This is a genomic window from Kitasatospora sp. NPDC033851 (assembly GCF_055576085.1).
Map to the genome: position 1 here is coordinate 50,624 of NZ_JBVIRL010000013.1, position 19,896 is coordinate 70,519.

Genomic DNA, 19,896 nt, shown 5'->3' on the forward strand with positions numbered 1-19,896 from the left:
CCCTCGCCCGCACCACGGAGACCACCCCATGTCACAGCCGCAGGCCCAGCCCGAGCCCGAACCACCGTCCGGCGCCGCCCGCGACCGGGCCCTGGACTCGCTCGCGCGCGCCGCCTACAGCCTCAGCGCCGCCGACTCCCGGCTGCGCGGACGCGCCACCCGCACCCCCGGCGCGCTCTCCCTCACCCACGCCCGCGCCCTGCGGGCCCTCGCAGAGACCGGCCCGCTGCCGATCGGCCAACTGGCCGCCGCCACCGAGACCACCGGCGCCGCCACCACCCAGCTGGTCAACGGCCTCGTCGCGGCCGGCTACGTCACTCGCGAGCGCCCCGCCGGTGACAAGAGATCCGTGCTGGTCGCCCTCACCGACACCGGCCGGAGCCGCCACCAGGAACGCCAGGACGCCCTGGTCCGGGCACTCGACACCGCACTCGCCCGCCACGACACCACCGCCCTGGACGTCGCGACCGACGTCCTGCGGCAGCTCGCCACCATTTACGACCGGCTCTGAAGCCGCCCGGAGTCAGCCGCGCGTCCGTGACGGCGGGCATCCGCGGGAGAGGCCGCCGGCAGGAAAGCCTCGTCGCCACCGTGCACGTGGCGGTCTCGCCGGTGGAGCTCGGATCCGGACTGCGGCTCTGGGAGTCCCCCGACGGGCTGCTCGACCGGTTCCACCTGGAGGTCGTGCCCAGCCCGAGCGGCGTGACGCACACCACCTGTTCCGGCGAAGGTGACGGGAGGGCCCGCTCGGGGACGACGGCGGCCCCACCACCCGAGGTACCGGGTCGTGGGGCCGCCGTTGCACGCGGTGAGGGCGGTCGTCAGCCGGTGATGCTGGGCGTGCCCGCCTCCAGGTGGCCGGTGAAGCGCTGGGACCAGCTGCTGTCCGCGTCCACCGTCACCGTGAAGTCGTACCAGCCGTTGGTGTACGCCACGGCGTTGAAGAAGTCGCTGACGCTGCCGCCGGCCGGGACCTGGTACGTCCAGGGGCCGTCCGTGCGGTAGTTGTTGGACGCGATGGTGAAGGTCAGCGGCGTGCCGCCGTTGTTGGCCAGCGTGAAGTAGAGGGCGAGCTTGCCGGTGCCCGGCTCGATCGCGTACGAGGCGGTGACGGCCGCGTCCTTGCCCGCCTTGGTGGCGTCACCCTTGAAACGGCGCAGGAAGCGGTTGGGGCCGACCACCGTCAGGTCGTACGGCCCGCCGCCGAAGCCGGTGCCGCAGTTGAAGAAGTCGCTGGTGTTGCCGCCCGGGTCGACGGTGTACTGCCACGGGCCGCCGCTGCGGTAGGCGTTGGCGTAGGCGGCGAAGTGCGCGGACTTCAGCGCCGCCGCGCCCTGGTTGGCCATCGTGATCCAGACCTTCATCACCCCGCCGGAGCCGAACTCCAGGTGGTCCAGGTTGGCGTTCGGCTGGTAGGGCAGGGCGCGGGCCGGGCGGGTGCCGCTCTCCTGCAGCGGCAGCTGGTTGTTGACCGGCGCCGGGTTGGGCAGCGGACCGCAGGCGGACAGGCCGATGGTCTGCGAGGTGTCCGGCAGCGCGGGCAGGCCGTAGACCGGGTTGGCGAAGTCGAACGCGCTGGTCAGGTCGCCGCAGACGCGGCGGCGCCAGTCGCTGATGTTCACGCACTGCGCGGGCGTGCCGAGGGCGGCCGTCCAGGTCTCCAGGAAGCGCAGCACCGAGGTGTGGTCGAAGGTCTCGGAGTTGACCCAGCCGCCGCGGGTCCAGGGCGAGACGGCGATCAGCGGGACGCGGAAGCCGAGGCCGATGTTGGTGCCGTTGTAGAACTCGCCCGGGGTGCCGGCCGGGGCGACCGGCGGCGGGACGTGGTCGAAGAAGCCGTCGTTCTCGTCGTAGTTGATGAACAGGACGGACGAGTTGAAGACGTTCGGGTCCGCGTTGAGCGCGTCGATCACCATGTGGACGAAGTGCGCGCCGTCGGCCGGGGTGGCGTACGGGTGCTCGGAGGAGGCCTGGTCGGGGACGATCCAGGAGACCTGCGGGAGGGTGCCGTTCAGCACGTCGGCCTTGATCGCGGCGGCGATGTCGTCCGGGGTCTTGCCGGTGGCCTTGGGCACCGAGCCCATGCCCTTGACGGCCAGCGGGCTGCCGGCCGGGGCGCCGGAGAACTGGCTGAAGTAGGCGAGGGCGTTGTCGCCGTAGTTGTCGGCGGCGTTCTGGTAGACCTTCCAGCTGACGCCGGCGTTCTCCAGGGCCTCGGCGTAGGTCTGCCAGCGCAGGCCCTTCTCGTCGCCGCCGTCGTAGGCCGGGCCGCCCGCGGTGCCGGCCGGGTCGATCTGGCCGGACCAGTGGTAGGTGCGGTTGGGGCCGGTCGCGCTCAGGACGGAGCAGTGGTACGCGTCGCAGATGGTCCAGTTCTCGGCCAGCGCGTAGTGGAACGGGATGTCCTGGCGGGTGAGGAAGCCGAGCGTGCGGACGTTGCCCTTGGCGGCGACCCAGGAGTCCATCTTGCCGCCGTTCCACGCCTTGTGCTGGTCGCTCCAGCCGTGGCTGAGGTCGCCGTTGCACTGGGCGAGGCGCTCGGGGTCGGCGCCGCCGGCCGGCTTGGTCTGGCTGAACTGCCACGGGTACTGGCGGCTGAGCAGGCCGTTGGGCTGGTTGAAGACGCTGTAGCCGCCGGCGATCTGGATCGCGCTGCGGTCGGCGAAGCCGCGCACGCCGCGCAGCGTGCCGAAGTAGTGGTCGAAGCTGCGGTTCTCCTGCATCAGGATCACCACGTGCTGCGCGTCGGTGATGGTGCCGGTCTGCTGGAGCGTGGTGGTGGAGGCCACCGCGGGCGCGCCCGGGGCGGCTCCCGCCGCACCGGTGCCGGCCACGGCGAGACCGGCCGCGGCGGCGCCGGACAGCGTGACGAACTTCCTACGACTCAACTCGGCCATCAGCCCAGTCCGTCCCTTCGCTGGCGATGTTGTGTACACAAGTCGGGCTCATCGATCGCGCAGCAGTTTCCACCTCGGACGGAGCGGCCACCAGATGCGTGCAGCAGGATTGGCGGACTGTTCGTCCGGGTGTCACCGAGCGACGCCGGGCTGAACGCACGACGGAAACGCCGGGGAGGGACGGAGGCGGCCCGCCGTCAGCGGTCCTTCACGTCGATGCCCAGCGCCTGCGCGAACTGGGGCGCCAGCTCCAGCAGCTGGGTGGAGCTGATGACCGCGCCGCGCAGCCCCTGGTGGCCGTCGGCCAGCCCGAGCCGGACGGCGCCGCGCAGGTCGGTCTTGCTCAGCGTGGCCCCGCGCAGCCGGACCTCCTCCAGCGTCGAGCCGGGGAAGGACACCCCCGTCAGCTTCGCCTCGCCGAAGTCCACGTCGCGCAGCAGACAGTCCTCGAAGACGACGTCCCGCAGCACGGCCGCCCGCAGGTTGACCGCCTCCAGCTTGCAGCCGCGGAACACGACCCGGCGCAGCGCCGAGCCGTACCCGGCGACCCCGGCCAGCACACCGCCGACGAAGGCGCTGTCCTGCCACTCGGAGTCACTGAGGTCGCAGGCCACCCAGCGGCCGGCCTGCACCCAGACCTCGTTGAACCGGGCCTGGCGCAGCTTGACCCCGCTGAGCGCGACGCCGGTGAAGGCGCACTCCAGGAAGGCCGCCCCGGCGCCCGACTCGTCCGTGTGCTCGCCGCCGTCGAAGTGCGCGGTGTCGTACCGCTCGTCGCTGCGCAGCGGCCCGGCGTGCGGGCGCAGCAGTTCGGCGTACGGAAGGTCGTCGAGCCGGTCGGGGACGGAACGGGACATGGCGGCACCTTGCGGTCGGGGGCGTACGGTCTCGCCGCATGCTCGCACGCGGCACCGACAACGCCCCGCAGCGACGAGGCCCTTGAGTGACCGATCCCGGAACCCACGGCGGAGACCCCGGACCGGCCGCGAGGGGCGGCCGGTCCGGGGTCCGTCGGGAGCGTCAGCCGCGCGCCCAGAGGGAGTTGACGCGGCTGCGCTCGGTACCGTTCGGGTAGGGGTTGGTGCAGGACGTGCCGGGGCCGCCGCCCGACATCAGCTCGCTGCACGGGCCGGAGTAGTGGTCCGGCAGGCCGAGCACGTGCCCGGTCTCGTGGGCGGTCACCCGCACCGAGTTGTACTGCCGGTTCTGCTGGTAGTCGAGGAAGATGTAGCCGCTGCCGTGCCCGTCGGTGCTGGCGTACGAGCCCCGGCTGTCGTTGCCCTCGTAGTAGCGGAAGTCGGCGGCCGAGCCGGACCGCAGCTGGACGTTGCCGACCGAGCTGTTCCAGATCTGCGCGGCCTGGGATATCTGGTTGCGGAAGGTCGGGGCCGAACTGGCGTCGTAGGTGACCACGACGGTCGCCAGGCCCGGGTTGGCGGCCTGCTTGGCCTTCGCGGAGGCCATCACGGCCTGGTAGAAGGCCTGGTTGTCCGCGGACTCGGTGGCCGAACCGGCGTACGTCGAGGCGGTGTAGCCCTGCACGGCCGGGGCGGCCGGGGCCGCGGCCGCGGCGGTGGTGGGCAGCACGGCGAGGCCGGCCGCGAGGGCGAGGCCGAGGGTGGCGGACAGCACGGATCGCTTCATGTGGGGGCTCCGATTCCTGTGGTGCCGTGGCCGGTTGGGGGCCGGCCCGGGGGGACACCTGGTCAACGGGTGATGTCCCCAGAGCTTCGGGCAGCCCGGCGGGCGGGCGGATGATGTCAATCCGCGATAGCTCCGTGCAATACCCCTGGGCTCTCGCCGATTCGAGCCGCCTTTCCCTGGCCTTGACCCAACCGTTCCCCTGGCATTCCGTTCGGGCGGCGGCTAGGCTCCGAAGCGGGGAAGTACCCAGAGCGGCGGGCCGCTCGATTCCGGCCGAGCGGCCCGCCGCGCCCCGAACTCGGCTACCGGACAGCCTGGTCGGCCGCCGCGAGACCGTTCGCCCAGAGGTAGTCGACCTGGCCGCGCTCGTTGGCGTCGGGGTACGGGTTGGTGCAGGAGGGGCCGGGGCCGCCGCCCGACATCAGCTCGCTGCACGGGCCGGAGTAGTCGTCGGGCAGGCCGAGTACGTGCCCGGTCTCGTGGGTGGTGACGCGCACCGAGTCGTACTCCTGGTTCTGCTGGTAGTCGAGGAAGACGTAGCCGTGGCCGTGCCCGTCGGTGCTGGCGTACGAGCCCTGGCTGTCGCTGCCCTCGTAGTACGAGAAGTCGGCGTTGCCACCGGCCTCCTGGAGCCGCACGTTGCGCACGGAGCCGTTCCAGATCTGCGCGGCGGTGGCGATCTGGCTGGTGAAGGACGGGGCGTTGGCGGTGTCGTAGGTGACGGTGACGGTCTGCAGCCACGGGTTGGCGGCCCGCTTGGCCTTGACCGAGGCCACCACGGCCCGGAAGAAGGCCCGGTTGTTCGCGGCCTCCGCGGCCGAACCGGCGTACGTCGCCGGGGTGTAGCCCTGAACGGCGTGGGCGGCCGGGGCGGCGGGCGCCGCCGGCGCGGCGACGGCGGTGGCGGGCAGGGTCGCGAGGCCGGCCGCGAGGGCGAGGCCCAGGGCGGCGGACAGCACGGATCGCTTCATATGGGGGCTCCGAATGCGCGGTGCGCGGCCTCGCCGGAGCCGGTGGGGGCCGGGCAACGGCGGCGGCGCACGGTGGGGGGCCGCCTCGGCCGGTGGCCGGGGCGGGTTGCTGCCCCCGAGCTTCGACCCGCCCGGGCCCGTCGCGGATGATGTCAACCGGCGATAGCACCGCCGCATACCGGCGGGGTTGCGCCGTACGGTCCGTCACGCGGTCTGCCGTACGGTCCGTCACGCGGTCTGCCGTACGGTCCGTCACGCGGTCTGCCGTACGGTCCGTCACGCGGCCTGCCGTGCGGTTTGGCGTGCGAACCGCCCGGCGGGCCGCCGGCGGGCCTTTGATTGCCTGTCATGTCCTTGGCGAGATGGCTCGATGGCGTCTATGCTCCCGACGTGGAGCTCGACGTGAGACACCTCCGGGTGCTGTGCGCCATCGCCGACACCGGCAGCCTCCGCAAGGCCGCGCTCCAGCTCGGCATGACCCAGCCCTCCCTCACCACCCAGCTGCACCGCATCGAACGGGCCATCGGCGGCACCCTGTTCACCCGCGAGCAGACCGGCAGCCGGCCCACCGCGCTCGGCCACTCGGTGCTCTCCCGGGCCCGGCCGGTGATCACCGAGATGGCCGCGCTGGTGGCCGCCGCCCGACAGGAGGCCCGCGACGCGACCGGCCCCGGCCGGCAGCGGCGGCTGCGCATCGGCAGCGTCGGCAGCCGGGCGGTCGCGGCCTGGCTGCGCCGGGTGCACGACCGGCTGCCCGACACCGACACCACCATCCACGTCGACGTCTCGGCCAGCGCGCTGCTGCGGATGGTCGCCGCCGACCAGCTGGACGTGGCCTTCGTGCACGAGAGCGAGGGATTCCCGCTGCGGGTGCCGCCGGACGCCGAGCAGCGGGTGCTGATGGCCCGCGAGCCGCAGTACGTCGAGCTGGCCGCCGGGCACCCGGCCGCCGCCCGCCCGGTCGTCCGCCTCGCCGAACTCGCCGAGGACACCTGGATGGTCGACCCGACCGCCGACCACGAGTACGCGGCGATGCGCCGGGTGTTCAGCGAAGCCGGGCTCAACCCCCGGGTGCTGCAGGTGCGGGACAACGCCACCGCCGCCGAGCTGGTCGCCTCGGGCGAGGCCGTCCGCCCCTGCCAGCCGACCGCCCCGCCCGGGCCCGGCACGGTCGTCCGCCCGGTGCACGGGGACCCGCTGGCCGTCCGGCTGCTGTTCACCTGGCGCCCGCGCGCGCTCAGCCCGCCCGCACTGGACGCGCTGTACGGCGAACTGCGCGCCGCCTACCTGGATCTGGCCAAGGTCAACCCGGCCTACCTCGCCTGGCTGGCACGACACGAACCGGTGCTGCTGGGGCGGTCCTAAGCAGCGCCCCGGACCTCTGGGGCGGTCCTGGGCAACGCACCGGGCCCCTGGGGCGGCCCTAGGCAGCGCCCCGGACCCGCCCCTCCCGGCTGTGGATCAGCACGCCCACCGTCACCATCAGCGCGCAGACCAGGCCCGCCGCCAGGACCCCGGAGCCGCCGAGCGCGGTGCAGGCCAGCACCAGCGCGGCCCCGCCCGGCGCCACCGCCTGGGCGACGATGCCGCGCTTGGTGTGCCGGGAGTGCAGGAACCAGACCGTGACCAGGTAGACCGCGGTCGGCACGGTGACCGTCGCGGTGGCGGCGGTCTCGGAGATCTCCGCCTTGTGCACGGCCGACTCCACCGCCACCTCCAGCCCGGCGCCGATCGCCGCCGCCGAACCGAACACCAGGTAGTGCCCGTACCCCCAGGCGAAGGCCTGCCGGTTGGAGCGCAGGTGCTCGTGGACCGGCCGGGCGAAGTAGATCCACCAGGCGGCGAAGCAGATCAGCAGACCGCCGATCGCCACCGGCACCAGCCGGCCCAGCTCCTCGTGCTCGTCCACCGCCGACTGCACCGCGACGGTCGCCGCCGCCACCGTCTCGCCGAGCACGATGAGGGTGAACAGCCCGTACCGCTCGGAGATGTGGTGCGGGTGCCAGGAGGTCTGCATCCGCAGCTCCGCGATCACCGGCACGGCCAGCTCGCACAGCACGCCGATCGGGATGACGTACGGGCGCGCACCGTGCGGCAGGAACAGCAGCACCATCCAGCCGACCTGGCAGATCGTGATCCCCACCGCGTACCGCACCGCGACCCGGCGCGCCTCGCCCTGCTCGCCGGCCGCGGCGCGCAGCCACTGGGTCACCATCGCGAGGCGCATCACCACGTAGCCGGTGATCGCCAGCACCAGGTCCTGGGTGGCGAACAGCCGCGGCACCCCGGCCGCGAGGATCAGGACCCCGGCGATCTGCACCAGCGTGGTGACCCGGTACGGCACGTCGTCGCAGTCGTACGCGGAGGCGAACCAGGTGAAGTTCATCCAGGCCCACCAGATCGCAAAAAAAGCCAGCGCGTAGCCGCGCAGCCCCTCTTCGTAGTGCCCGGCCGCGAGGGAGTGGGCCAGTTCGCGCCCGGCCTGGCCGACCGCGACCACGAAGCAGAGGTCGAAGAAGAGTTCCAGCGGGGTGGCGACCCGGTGCGGCTCGTCGCGGTCGCGCGGGATCATCCGGCGCACCGGCGGCGGGTCGACGTGGTGCGCGCGGGGCGCCGCGGCGGCGGGTTCACTGGCCATCGGAGCTGCTCCGGGATCGGGAGGGGCGGGTCGTCCCGCGCATCCTGGCAGCGCCCCGGGCCCGGCGCACGCACCGGCGCGGACCGTACGCCGGGCAGTACGCCGGGCGGCGCGAAGGGCAGCGGGAAGGGCGGCGCGCCGGTACGGCAGCCTCGGGCGCCCCCGGGCGCGGTGACCCCGAAGGTCCCTTTTTTCCTTTCCGTCAGCCCCAGTTGACGCTCCGGTGCGCGAACCGGGTGACAGCGCGGCGGGTTTCCGGGCGCGCCCCGCGCGCTGCGCCGTGCGGGACCGGAGCGCCGCTAGATTCATCCCCGGTCGGAAAAGCGCGGGCCCTGCGGGGCTCCATGACACGGGCGGCCTGCGGGCAACGCGGAAGGTCAAGGCCGGTGGCGGGACAGCGGGGGCGGCAGAGCCGACCTTCCCGTGTCGCACCACCGGCCTCGTGATCACCGCGCTGCTCGCCAGCGCCTGCCGTGCGGCCCGCCTCGCCGTGTCCGCGACGGCTACTTCTCCCAGCCGACCTTGCTGTAGTCCTCCCCCGCCAGCCCGAAGGCACCGTAGTTGGCGAGGCCCTTGCGCACCGCCAGCACGACCGGCCGCTGGTAGAGCTCGACGGTGTGGCCGAGCTCCCAGATCTTCGCGTCCGCCTGGTTGTAGAGCTTCGCGGCCTCCGTCGGGTCGACCGTCCCGGCCGCCTTCTTCAGTAGGTCGTCGATCTCCGGGGTGCCCAGGCGTGAGGGGTTCTCGAAGCTGTTGTCGCCCACCGGCAGGCGGAAGTTCGTCAGGCTCTTGGACAGCGGGAACGAGTCGGTGTTGCGCCAGCTCGCGATCTCGAACTTGCCCGGGTTCACGTACTTGGTGAAGAAGTCGTTGGACGGCACCTTGTCCAGGGCGACCTTGACCCCGGCCGCCTGCCACATCGCGGCCGCCGCGGTGGCCAGGTCGAGCTGGGCCTGCGGGGTGGCGTCGTTGATCACCCAGTGCAGCTCCAGCGGCTGCCCGTCCTTGGTGCGCGGCTGGCCGCTGCCGGCCTCCTTCCAACCGGCGTCGTCCAGCAGCTTCTTGGCGGCGGCCTGGTCGAACTTGGCCCACTCGCCGGAGTTGTCCTGGTAGCCGCTCTGGTTGGGCATGAAGACGTGGTTGCCGAGCGGCTTGAACTCGACCGGCACCCCGTTGTTGGCGATCTTGATCAGCGCCGAACGGTCGAGCGCCTTGCCGAGCGCCTGGCGGACCCGCTGGTCCGCCAGCGCGCCGCCCCCGCCGAAGGAGATGTGCACCTCGTCCCACGGGCTGGCCGCGCGGATCACGGTGTCCTTGGCGTCCTTGAGCTGCCCGTACGCGGTGGCGGTGCCGGCGGTGGCCAGGTCGATCTCGTTGTTGAGGTAGGCCTGGGTGGTCGCGGACTGGGACATCACCCGGAAGGTGAGCCGGTCCAGCTTGGGCTTGGTGCCCCACCAGGCCGGGTCCGGGACGAGGGTGAGGGTCTGCGCGGTCTTGTCCGCGACGCCGACCTTGAAGGAGCCCGCGGTGATCGGGATCTTCTCCACCCAGCCCTTGTTGAAGTCGTCCGGGGTGGAGATCCCGGCGGCCGGGATCAGCGGGCGGAACAGGTTCTGCCAGTCCGCGTACGGCTCGGAGAAGGTCACCTTCACCTCGCTCGGGTCGGCGCCCTGCTCGACGGCCGAGATCCGCTCGTACCCGGACGGGTCGGAGATGTTGTACGCGGCGTCCTTCCCGTTGCTGGCCTGCCAGTCCGCCTTGAAGTCCTGGTAACCGAGCGGCTTGCCGTCGGACCACTTGGCCTTGGGGTTGAGCTTGTAGGTGATCACCTGCGGCGAGGTCGAGGTGACCTTCGCCTCCACCAGGTAGTCGAGGTTGGGCTGGAAGGTGCCCGAGGCGTCCGTGTTGAAGAGCGACGGCTCCAGCGTGCGCATGATCGAGATCGCGTCGCCGTAGGTGCCGTCCACCTGGAACGGGTTCCACTGGGTGATCCACTGGTAGAGCGGGAGCCGCACCTCGCCGCCGTCCTTGACCTGGTCCAGCGGCTTGACGTTGATGTCCTGGGAGTCCTGTCTCGGCGGCTCGCTCTTGGCCACGCCGTCGCCCGAACCGCTCCCGCCCGAAGTGCACGCGGTGACCGCCAGCGCGACGGCGACGGCGAGCGCGGCCGTCCTGCCGAGACGGCGGGCCGTAGTGGAAGCGTCCATGAGGTCCCCCTGGGTGAGTTCTGCGATGCGGGAGTTGTGCCGCGCGAGGTGTGACAAGGCTTGAGCATGGGCACTCAAACCGGCACCGAGCCAGAGGAACGTAACAGCGGATCAGATCCGCCACCAGGGGGAGGAGCGAACGCCTGATCCAAACGTCACAGGCGGCAATACCGCCGCAACACCACCGCCGTCCCCAGGTGTTTCACTCTGACCTGCACGTTCCCAACTCACCTGCCAGCCCTGCCACCTGACGCCCGGACCGGGCCCCGACCGAAGGCCACCACCCGATGCCCACCAGACGCGTCGGCCCCGCCCCCACCCCGGGCGGCCGTTGATGCTCAGCTACCTGGCGAAGCGGCTGAGCTACTACGCGGTGCTGCTGATCGCCGCCGTCTTCCTGGCGTACGCGATCTCCGCGACAGCCCTGCAGCCCCGCACCTACTTCGACGCCAAGCTGCCCCGCCCGTCCGCCGAATCGGTCGAACGCCAGCTCACCGCGCTCAACCTGAACGACCACACCCCGGTGGTCGAGCGCTTCGGCCACTGGGCCGGCGGGCTGCTCCACGGCGATCTCGGCCGGACCATCCACGACACCCCGGTCACCGACGACTTCGGCCGGCGGGTGTGGGTCTCCCTGCGGCTGCTGCTGATCGGCAGCCTGCTCGGCATCGTCCTCGGCATCGCCGTCGGGGCGTGGAGCGCCGTCCGCCAGTACCGGATCTCCGACCGGCTGCTGACCGTGCTGTCCTTCGTGCTGCTCTCCACGCCGGTCTTCCTGGTCGCGCTGTTCCTCAAGAACGGCGCCATCGCCGCCAAGGACGCGGCCGGCCACGAGGTGATCCCGTTCACCGGCTACGAGACCCCCGGACTGGCCGGCGGCCTCGGCACCCACCTCGCCGACTGGGCGCTGCACCTGCTGCTGCCCACCATCTCGCTGGCCCTCGGCGGCCTCGCCACCTACAGCCGCTACCAGCGCGGCACCATGCTCGACGTGCTCGGCTCCGACTACCTGCGCACCGCCGAGGCCAAGGGCCTCACCCGCGGCCGGGCGCTGCTGAAGCACGGGCTGCGCACCGCCGTGATCCCGATGTCGACCATGTTCGCCTACAGCTTCCTGGGCATCTTCACCGGCGCGATCTTCACCGAGACGATCTTCGGCTGGCACGGCATGGGCGAGTGGCTGATCCAGTCGATCAACGAACAGGACGTCAACTCGGTGGTGGCGATCAACCTGTTCACCGCGGTCGTCGTCCTCGCCTCCGGCTTCCTCGCCGACACCCTGCACGCCGCCCTCGATCCGCGCGTGCGGTCCTGACCGGAGGAGACCCGAGATGACCACCCTCTCCGTCGAACCGGCCGAGCCCACCGAACCCACAGGGCCCACGGCACTCACGGCACCCGCGGCTTCGGTCGGCGCGCCCCGGGCGAGCGGCCGCGGACGGCTCGTCCTGGCCCGGCTGCTCGCCGCCCGCGGGGCCCTCGCCGGGGCCGTCATCGTGCTGCTGCTGTTCGCGCTCGCCTTCGGCGGGCCGTACCTCACGCCCTGGCACTACGCCACCCCCGACTTCTCCGCGCTGCACCAACCCCCCTCCGCCGACCACTGGTTCGGCACCAACGGGGTCGGTCAGGACGTGTTCGCGCAGACCGTCCGCGGGTTGCAGAAGTCGCTGATCATCGGCCTGCTGGTGGCGCTCTTCTCCACCGTGCTGGCGTCCGTGGTCGGCGCCTGCGCCGGCTACTTCGGCGGCTGGGCGGACCGGGCGCTGATGTTCGTGGTGGACCTGCTGCTGGTCTTCCCCGCCTTCCTGGTCATCACCGTCGTCTCGTCCCGGCTGAAGAGCGCCGGCTGGATCGCCTTCGTCCTGCTGCTCGCACTGTTCAACTGGATGATCACCGCCCGGGTGGTCCGCTCGATGACCATCTCCCTGCGCGAGCACGAATTCGTCCGCGCCGCACGGTTCATGGGCGTACGACCGCTGCGGATCATCAGCCGGCACATCCTGCCGAACGTCGCCTCCTTCCTCATCATCGACGCCACCATCGCGGTCGGCGGCGCCGTGATGAGCGAGACCGCGCTCTCCTACTTCGGCTTCGGGGTCAAGGCGCCGGACGTCTCGCTCGGCACCCTGCTCGCCGCCGGGACCAGCGAGGCCCCGGTGTTCCCCTGGCTGTTCTACTTCGCCGCCGGGCTGCTGGTGCTGTTCGTCCTCGCCGTCAACCTGATCGGGGACGGGCTGCGTGACGCCCTCGACCCCACCTCCGGCACCGCGCCCCGCCGCTCTCCCCGTTCCCGCCGTTCCGCCCGTTCCGGCCGTTCCGCCGACAGCCGTCGTTCCGTCAGCAGCCTTCGTTCCCGTAGGAAGCACCCGTGACCACCACCGTCGAAACCCCGCTGCTCGCCGTCCGGGACCTGCGGGTCGACTTCGCCGGGCCGCACGGCCCGGTCCCCGCCGTCCGCGGGGTGGACCTCACCCTGCGGCGCGGCGAGACCCTCGGCATCGTCGGCGAGTCCGGCTCGGGCAAGTCCGTCACCGCCCTCTCCGTGCTCGGGCTGCTGCCCGGGACGGCCCAGGTCAGCGGATCGGTGCGGCTGGACGGACGGGAGCTGGTCGGGCTGCCGGGCAGGGAGCTCGCGGCGATCCGCGGCCGCCGGGTCGCCATGGTCTTCCAGGACCCGCTCTCCGCCTTCACCCCGGTCTACCGGATCGGCGACCAGATCGCCGAGGCGGTCCGCATCCACCAGCGGGTGGACAAGGCCACCGCGCGGCGCCGGGCCGCCGAACTCCTCGACCTGGTCGGCATCCCGGCACCCGACCGGGCCCTGGACAGCTTCCCGCACGAGTTCTCCGGCGGCATGCGCCAGCGCGCGATGATCGCCATGGCCGTCGCCAACGAGCCCGACATCCTGCTCGCCGACGAGCCCACCACCGCACTCGACGTCACCATCCAGGCCCAGGTGCTGGACGTGCTGCGCACCGCCCGCCGGGAGACCGGCGCCGCGCTCGTCCTGGTCAGCCACGACCTCGGGGTGATCGCCGGAACGGCCGACCGGGTCGCGGTGATGTACGCGGGGCGGGTGGTCGAGACGGCCGCCGTGGACGAGCTGTTCGCGGCCCCGCACCACCCGTACTCGCTCGGGCTGATCGGCGCGCTGCCCCGGCTGGACGGGCGCGGCGGTCCGCTGGTGCCGATCCCCGGCGCCCCGGCGCCGATGGCCGAGCTGCCGCCGGGCTGCCCGTTCACGGCGCGCTGCCCGCTGGCGGAGGAGCGCTGCTCGACAGCGGAGCCCGTCCTGGAGGCCGTCCCCGGGCCGGCTTCGGAGGGTGCGGACGAACACCTGTCGGCGTGCGTGCGGTCGGCGGAGCTCGCCGAGCGGCGGCCCGCGCCGTCCGAGGTCTACCCCGTGCCGGAGCTGCCCGCCGCCTCCGCTCCCGGCGACCGCGCCGACCTGGCGCCGGTGCTGGCGGTGAGCGGCCTCGGCAAAACGTTTCCGCTACGCAAGGGCACGGTGTTCAAGCGCAAGGTCGGCGAGGTGTACGCGGTGGACGGCGTCGACCTCGACCTGCGCGAGGGCGAGACCCTCGGCCTGGTCGGGGAGTCCGGCTCCGGCAAGTCCACCACCCTGTTCGAACTGCTGCGGCTCGGCGCCCCGGAGACCGGCCGGATCGAACTGCTCGGCCACGACACCGCGAAGCTGACCCGGGCCGAAGTCCACCGGCTCCGCGCCGAACTGCAGATCGTCTTCCAGGACCCGATGGCCAGCCTCGACCCCCGGATGCCGATCGGCGACATCGTCGCGGAACCCCTGCTCGCCCAGCGCACCCCCCGCGCGGAGATCGCCCGCCGGGTGCCCGAACTGCTCCGCCAGGTCGGCCTCGACCCCGACCACGCCGTCCGCTACCCGCACCAGTTCTCCGGCGGGCAGCGCCAGCGCGTCTCGATCGCCCGGGCGCTCGCCGTCCGCCCCAAACTGCTGGTGCTGGACGAACCGGTCTCCGCACTGGACGTCTCCATCCAGGCCGGGGTGCTCAACCTGCTGCAGGCGCTCAAGGCGGAGCTCGGGCTCTCCTACCTGTTCGTCTCGCACGACCTCTCGGTGATCCGGCACCTCGCCGACCGGGTCAGCGTGATGTACCTCGGCCGGACGGTCGAGCAGGGCGAGGTCTCCGCCGTCTTCGACCGCCCCCGTCACCCGTACACCCGCGCCCTGCTCTCCGCCGTCCCGCTCCCCGACCCCGCCGCCGAGCGCGCCCGCGACCGCATCCTGCTCGCCGGCGACCCGCCCTCCCCCACCGAGCGCCGCACCGGCTGCCCCTTCCGCACCCGCTGCCCGCGCTACGCCGGGCTCACGGCCCGGGCGGACCGGGCCCGCTGCGAGCAGGAACGGCCGGCGCTGACCGGCAGCGCGCCGGGGGCGGACCACCAGGCGGCCTGCCACCACCCGGAGCCGCCACCTGCGGATCATCACAAAGAGTAATCACCCGAATACGATTCGGCGGATCGGCCCGGCGCCGTGTAATGTCTTCGACGTCAGCAGGCGCCGCTAGCTCAGTTGGTTAGAGCAGCTGACTCTTAATCAGCGGGTCCGGGGTTCGAGTCCCTGGCGGCGCACATGGCAAGGTCTCAGGCCGTCCACTCCGGTGGGCGGCCTGAGGCGTTTCCGGAGCGGGTGGACCTTCCCACCGTGACCGGGACGGCCCGGTTGGAACGCCGACTGCAGCAGGGAACGGAGGGCGAGCCGATCCGCCCAGGACCTCAGCTCGTGTCGAGTACGGCCGAGGCCACGGCGTCCGGGCGGTCGAACATCACCAGGTGCCCGGCCGGAGCCGTGGTGCGGAAGTCGGCGCCGAGCAGCGCCGCGAGTTCCCGCTGCTCGGCCAGCCAGGCCTCGGTGCGGCGGGTCCGGCAGCCGTCGTCGGCGGCCAGCACGGTGACCGGCAGCTCCTCGGGCAGCGGCCGGGTGCGCCGCAGCCCGTCCAGCTCGGCCGCCACGTCGAGGTAGCGCGCGTTCTCCCGCAGCAGCGCGCGCAGGGCCCGGCCGGTGCGGTAGCAGTGCCGGACCAGCGGTGCCGGGGCGAGGTCCTCGCGGCGGACGGTGGACAGCCGGGCCGCCATCCGGCGGGCTGTCGGGCCCAGCAGGTACGGCACGGCGAGGGCGGTGGCGGCGCCGGCCGCCGCCCGGGCCGCCAGGTCGCGCGCGCCGGGCGCCGGGTACGGCCGGGCCGCCGGCTCGACGCTGCCGTCGACCAGGACCAGCCCGGCGGTCCGCTCCGGGTGCAGCCGGGCGAAGGCCTCGACGTGGAAACCGGCGAGCGAGTGGCCGACGACGGTGCAGGGCTCGCGCAGCCCGAGGCCGTCCAGCACCACCCGGATCCGCCCGGCCTCGCCGGCCGCCGTCGGGGCGGGCCGCCCGGTGGCGGGCTCGGCGGCGCTCAGCCCGTAACCGGGCCGGTCGAAGCGGACCACGGTGCGGTACGGGGTGAGGAAGGGGACGACGAGGTCCCAGTCGAACCAGCTGCTGCCGAGGCCGCCGCTGAGCAGGCAGACCGGGCCGCTGCCCTCAATGCGGACGTGCAGCGGGACGCCGTCGATCCGCAGGAAGCACGCCCGGGTGCCGGGGTCGTCGGGCCGGCGGGGGTCGCCGGGGGTGTGCGGGCCTCCGGGGGTGCCGGGGTCGCCGGGTGCGGTCATGTCGGCCTCCGTTACGGGAGCGGCCCGGCCTGGTGGCGCTGCTCCGGCCCGTCCGGCCGGGCGGACCTGGTGGACCGGGCGGACGTGGTGGACCGGGCGACGCCCACCGCCAGGACGGCCAGCCAGAGCGCGACCAGCAACACCTGCAGCCGCTGGCCGGCCCCGAGCGCCCAGGTGCCGCGCCCGGCCTGGAAGGCGGCGATCGCGGCGAGGCTCCAGCCGGTGGCGAGCAGTTCGGCGCCCAGCAGCCAGGGTCCGAGCCGGCGCACCGGCGGCCACCAGCCGTAACGGCGGGCGGCGACGGTGAGCGCGACCAGCGCGGTGAGCGCCCCGAGCATCGCGAGGCTGCTGGTGACGGCGTGCGTGGTGTGGGTCGCGGGGACGAGCCCGGCGGTCTCGCGGGCCGCGCACATCTCGTCGCTGGTGGGGGTGCAGCTGAGCGGCAGCCGGGAGTCGGCGGCGATCGCGGCGCCGAACAGGGCCAGGGCGGACCAGCCGGCGAGCGCCCAGCGGCCGCGCCGGGAATTCCCGGCCCGCCCGGTGGCGGGGCCGCCGGTGAGGCCGCTCGCGAGGGCGGTGCCGGCGGCGGCGAGCAGGCAGAGCCCGGCGGCCAGGTCAGTGGCCCGGAACAGGCCGCCCAGCGGCTGGTCCTCGGCGGCGAGTTCGCTGACGTACGCCTGCACCGGGTCGAGGCCGGTGCTCAGCACGACCTCCAGCACCCAGGCGGTGTACGCCACGGCGCTGAGCAGCAGCAGGGCGGCGACCGTGGTCCGCGCGGTGCGCTGTCCTGGCTGGGGGCTGGGCACGGTTCCACCCTAACCAGCGGCGAACTGCAGCCCAACCGGAAGGAAAGGGACGGATCGGGCGCCGGTCGACCGGGGCGGTTCGAGGCACCCCTCGGGACCGTGTATTGTTTTCCAGGTCAGCAGGCGCCGCTAGCTCAGTTGGTTAGAGCAGCTGACTCTTAATCAGCGGGTCCGGGGTTCGAGTCCCTGGCGGCGCACAGACATTGGGGAGCCTCTCGCACTGCGAGGGGCTCCCCGATTTTTTGGCCTTCGACGTCCGATTTGCGTGTGATGTCGGTCTCGATCGCCGATCCGACGGAGCCATCGGGCCCGTCCCGCTCGTCCAGGGCAGTAGAACCGGAATCGGGACAAAGGTCCCCACCGCCGATGCCCCCACCCGCCGATGCCCCACGCCCGTGCAGGCTGCTTCGGTCCGCCCGCAGGAAAGGCCGCGCTTTGTCCCGAAACGCCCAGAGCGGCCGTCGCACGCCGTCGATCAGTCTCCGGCCGGTCAAGCGGTTCAAGCGCCCCACCGGCGCGGCCGGTCTCGCCGGTGTGTCCGGTGTCGCCAGCGGGTCCGGCGGCTCCGGCGGGTCCGGCGGCAGGAAGCCGCGCCGTCCGAAGCGCACCGGCTGGCGTCGGCTGATACCGACCTGGCGGATGACCCTGCTCGGCTTCGCCTCGGCGCTGCTGCTCGGCATCGGCCTGTTCGTGCTGGGGATCACGCTGGTGAAGGTCCCGGACGCGCACGCCGCCGCGACCGCGCAGAGCAACACCTGGCTCTACTCGGACGGTTCGGTGATCACCCGCACCGGCCAGACCAACCGGCAGAACGTCACCCTGGACAAGGTCTCCCCCGCCGCCCAGCACGCCGCGCTGGCCGCCGAGGACCGCAACTTCTACAACGAGGGCGCGGTCAACATCCAGGGCCTGGTCCGGGCCGCGGTCAACACCGCCCAGGGCCAGGGCACCCAGGGCGGTTCCACCATCACCCAGCAGTACGTGAAGAACACGTACCTGAGCCAGAAGCAGTCGGTCACCCGCAAGGTGAAGGAACTCTTCATCGCCATCAAGGTGGACGCCACCGAGAGCAAGGACGACATCCTCTCCGGTTACCTGAACACCTCCTACTACGGCCGCGGCGCCTACGGCATCCAGGCCGCCGCCCAGGCCTACTTCGGCGTCGACGCCTCCGCGCTCTCCCCTGCGCAGGGCGCCTACCTGGCCACCCTGCTGAACGCGCCGAGCGCCTACGACGTGGCCACCGCCACCGAGGCGGGCAAGCAGAACGCCGTCAACCGCTGGAACTACGTGCTGGACGGCATGGTCAAGGAGGGCTGGCTCCCCGGCGAGGAGCGGGCCAAGACCACCTTCCCGGACGTCCGGGACCCGCAGCCGAACCCGGGCCTGTCCGGCCAGGCCGGCTACCTGGTGAACGCGGCCACCCAGTACCTGACCTCGAACGGGGCCATCAGCGAGACCGAGCTGGCCAAGGGCGGCTACACGATCAAGCTGAGCATCGACCCCGGCCGCCAGCAGGCCATGCAGGACTCCGTCCAGGCGCAGCTGCGCGACACCCTGAACCCGGACAAGCGGAAGAAGGACGCGGCCGCCCAGGCCGGCGCCGTCTCGGTGGACCCGAAGACCGGTGCCATCGTCGCCCTGTACGGCGGCGTCGACTACGTGAAGCACTACGTGGACAACGCGACCCGGCGCGACTACCAGGCCGGTTCGACCTTCAAGGCGATCGCCCTGGCCGCCGCCTTCGAGAACGACGCCAAGACCCAGGACGGCCGCACCGTCACCCCGCGCACGGTCTACGACGGCACCAGCGGCCGGAAGGTCCGCGGCGGCAAGGGCACCCCGTACGCGCCGCCGAACGAGGGTGACAAGAGCTACGGCCAGATCACCCTGCAGCAGGCCACCGACTGGTCGGTCAACTCGGCGTTCGCGCAGCTCGCGCAGGACACCGGGCTGCAGAAGGTCCGGGACACCGGCATCGCGCTGGGCCTGCCCGGCACCACCCCGGGCCTCGACCCGGTCCCCTCCATCCCGCTGGGCGCGGCCACCCCGAGCGTGCTCGACATGGCCGGCGTGTACGCCACGCTGGACAACGGCGGCAAGCAGATCACCCCGTGGCTGGTGCAGTCGGTGGACCGCGACGGCGAGGCCGTGTCGCTGCCCGCGCACAAGACCACCCAGGCGGTCAGCGCGGACACCGCCAACCAGGTCACCTCGATGCTCCAGGGCGTGGTGAACGACCCGGGCGGCACCGGCTGGCGGGCCAAGTCGCTCGGCCGCCCGGTGGCGGGCAAGACCGGCACCACCGACGACCAGAAGTCCGTCTGGTTCGTCGGTTACACCCCCGAGCTGGTCACCTCGGTCGCGCTGTTCGGCCAGGACCCGGGCACCGGCGCCCAGGTCAGTCTGAGCGGCGTCGGCGGGATCGACGGCGCGGCGGGCGGCCAGTACCCGGCGCAGATCTGGACCGGCTACATGAAGGCCGCGCTCAAGGGCCAGCCGGTCAGCGACTTCCCGACCCCCGCCGACGGCGGCGACTCCTCGGGCGCCACCGACCTGCCGACCAGCCCGAGCACGCCGAGCGGCACCCCGTCGACGGGCGCCCCCACCGGCGGTCCGAGCAGCGGCGCCACCACCCCGCCCGGCGACGGGTCGGGCTCCGGCCCGACGTCGCCGTCGGACGGCACCGGCGGCGGGGCCACCACGGCACCGACGGCTCCCGCGACCACCCAGCCGACCACCCAACCCACCTCCCGGCCGACCGGGCGACCCACCACGCGGCCGACTCCGACCACCCAGCCGACCACGGACCCGACCTCGCAGCCGACCACCCAGCCCACGGGCGCGGCGGGCGCTCTCACGGGGGCCGGGGCGGGGACCTCGTCGCAGTCCGGGGGCTGACCTGCGGGGAGGCCGTTGACCGGCCGATCGGCGCGGTTGATCGGCCGGGTTGGTCGGCCCGGTTGGTCGGCCCGGTTGGTCGGCCCGGTGATTGCGCCACTGCGCACAGTTCAGTGCAGGACCAAATGCCGAAATGGCGCC

At 72.9% G+C, this 19,896-nt stretch carries 14 protein-coding genes, 2 tRNA genes and 1 pseudogene; 9 read left to right on the forward strand and 8 right to left on the reverse strand.

The features are described 5' to 3' along the window. Window positions 1-28: 28 nt before the first annotated feature. Both ACZ51D_RS23875 and ACZ51D_RS23880 read left to right on the forward strand, forming a co-directional pair. Window positions 29-511 carry a MarR family winged helix-turn-helix transcriptional regulator gene (locus ACZ51D_RS23875; RefSeq protein WP_465663481.1) on the forward strand — a complete coding sequence of 161 codons (483 nt, stop codon included), beginning with the start codon at window positions 29-31 and terminating at the stop codon, window positions 509-511. 68 nt (window positions 512-579) lie between these two features. Continuing rightward, window positions 580-734, forward strand: a pseudogene (locus tag ACZ51D_RS23880) (dihydrofolate reductase family protein); the annotation flags it as partial. A gap of 87 nt (window positions 735-821) precedes the next feature. On the opposite strand, the gene ACZ51D_RS23885 reads toward ACZ51D_RS23880, so the two are convergent. The 4 genes from ACZ51D_RS23885 to snpA (ACZ51D_RS23900) form a co-directional block, all read right to left on the reverse strand. Further along, window positions 822-2,897: a phosphocholine-specific phospholipase C gene (locus tag ACZ51D_RS23885; RefSeq protein ID WP_465620536.1), complete on the reverse strand. Its 2,076-nt coding sequence runs from the start codon at window positions 2,895-2,897 to the stop codon at window positions 822-824. 197 nt (window positions 2,898-3,094) lie between these two features. Continuing rightward, window positions 3,095-3,754 (reverse strand): pentapeptide repeat-containing protein, encoded by a 660-nt coding sequence (locus ACZ51D_RS23890; protein WP_465620534.1) that lies wholly within the window; start codon window positions 3,752-3,754, stop codon window positions 3,095-3,097. A gap of 163 nt (window positions 3,755-3,917) precedes the next feature. Further along, window positions 3,918-4,541 (reverse strand): snapalysin, encoded by a 624-nt coding sequence (gene snpA / locus ACZ51D_RS23895; protein ID WP_360497105.1) that lies wholly within the window; start codon window positions 4,539-4,541, stop codon window positions 3,918-3,920. Between the two features lie 302 nt (window positions 4,542-4,843). Beyond that, window positions 4,844-5,512, reverse strand: a complete 669-nt coding sequence (snpA, locus tag ACZ51D_RS23900; protein WP_465663482.1) for a snapalysin — start codon at window positions 5,510-5,512, stop codon at window positions 4,844-4,846. Between the two features lie 390 nt (window positions 5,513-5,902). On the opposite strand from snpA (ACZ51D_RS23900), the gene ACZ51D_RS23905 reads away from it, so the two are divergent. Beyond that, a complete protein-coding gene (locus ACZ51D_RS23905; protein ID WP_360497099.1) occupies window positions 5,903-6,877 on the forward strand; it encodes a LysR family transcriptional regulator in 975 nt (324 codons plus the stop codon). 58 nt (window positions 6,878-6,935) lie between these two features. Here ACZ51D_RS23905 and ACZ51D_RS23910 read toward each other — a convergent pair whose 3' ends face one another. Continuing rightward, window positions 6,936-8,150, reverse strand: coding sequence for a low temperature requirement protein A (locus tag ACZ51D_RS23910; protein ID WP_465620529.1), 1,215 nt, complete (start codon window positions 8,148-8,150; stop codon window positions 6,936-6,938). A 503-nt stretch (window positions 8,151-8,653) separates the two neighbouring features. Next, a complete protein-coding gene (locus ACZ51D_RS23915) occupies window positions 8,654-10,357 on the reverse strand; it encodes an ABC transporter family substrate-binding protein (protein ID WP_465663483.1) in 1,704 nt (567 codons plus the stop codon). Window positions 10,358-10,691: 334 nt separating this feature from the next. Here ACZ51D_RS23915 and ACZ51D_RS23920 point away from each other — a divergent pair, with 334 nt between their 5' ends. The 4 genes from ACZ51D_RS23920 (at window position 10,692) to ACZ51D_RS23935 (ending at window position 14,968) form a co-directional block, all read left to right on the forward strand. After that, window positions 10,692-11,672, forward strand: a complete 981-nt coding sequence (locus ACZ51D_RS23920) for an ABC transporter permease (RefSeq protein WP_465620526.1) — start codon at window positions 10,692-10,694, stop codon at window positions 11,670-11,672. Between the two features lie 16 nt (window positions 11,673-11,688). Further along, on the forward strand, window positions 11,689-12,729 hold the full coding sequence (locus ACZ51D_RS23925; RefSeq protein ID WP_465663484.1) for an ABC transporter permease: 1,041 nt from the start codon (window positions 11,689-11,691) through the stop codon (window positions 12,727-12,729). Then, window positions 12,726-14,834 carry an ABC transporter ATP-binding protein gene (locus ACZ51D_RS23930; RefSeq protein ID WP_465663485.1) on the forward strand — a complete coding sequence of 703 codons (2,109 nt, stop codon included), beginning with the start codon at window positions 12,726-12,728 and terminating at the stop codon, window positions 14,832-14,834. The genes ACZ51D_RS23925 and ACZ51D_RS23930 overlap by 4 nt, the downstream gene beginning before the upstream one ends. Window positions 14,835-14,894: 60 nt before the next feature. Beyond that, window positions 14,895-14,968, forward strand: a tRNA-Lys gene (locus tag ACZ51D_RS23935). Window positions 14,969-15,112: 144 nt separating this feature from the next. Here the strand turns inward: ACZ51D_RS23935 and ACZ51D_RS23940 are convergent. Both ACZ51D_RS23940 and ACZ51D_RS23945 read right to left on the reverse strand, forming a co-directional pair. Next, complete coding sequence (locus ACZ51D_RS23940; RefSeq protein ID WP_465620520.1) at window positions 15,113-16,048, reverse strand: alpha/beta fold hydrolase; 936 nt, start codon at window positions 16,046-16,048, stop codon at window positions 15,113-15,115. A gap of 11 nt (window positions 16,049-16,059) precedes the next feature. Further along, complete coding sequence (locus tag ACZ51D_RS23945; protein WP_465663486.1) at window positions 16,060-16,854, reverse strand: DUF998 domain-containing protein; 795 nt, start codon at window positions 16,852-16,854, stop codon at window positions 16,060-16,062. A 123-nt stretch (window positions 16,855-16,977) separates the two neighbouring features. Between ACZ51D_RS23945 and ACZ51D_RS23950 the strand changes: the two genes are divergently transcribed. Both ACZ51D_RS23950 and ACZ51D_RS23955 read left to right on the forward strand, forming a co-directional pair. Then, window positions 16,978-17,051, forward strand: a tRNA-Lys gene (locus tag ACZ51D_RS23950). A gap of 238 nt (window positions 17,052-17,289) precedes the next feature. Then, window positions 17,290-19,755, forward strand: coding sequence for a transglycosylase domain-containing protein (locus ACZ51D_RS23955; RefSeq protein ID WP_465663487.1), 2,466 nt, complete (start codon window positions 17,290-17,292; stop codon window positions 19,753-19,755). Window positions 19,756-19,896: the final 141 nt, after the last annotated feature.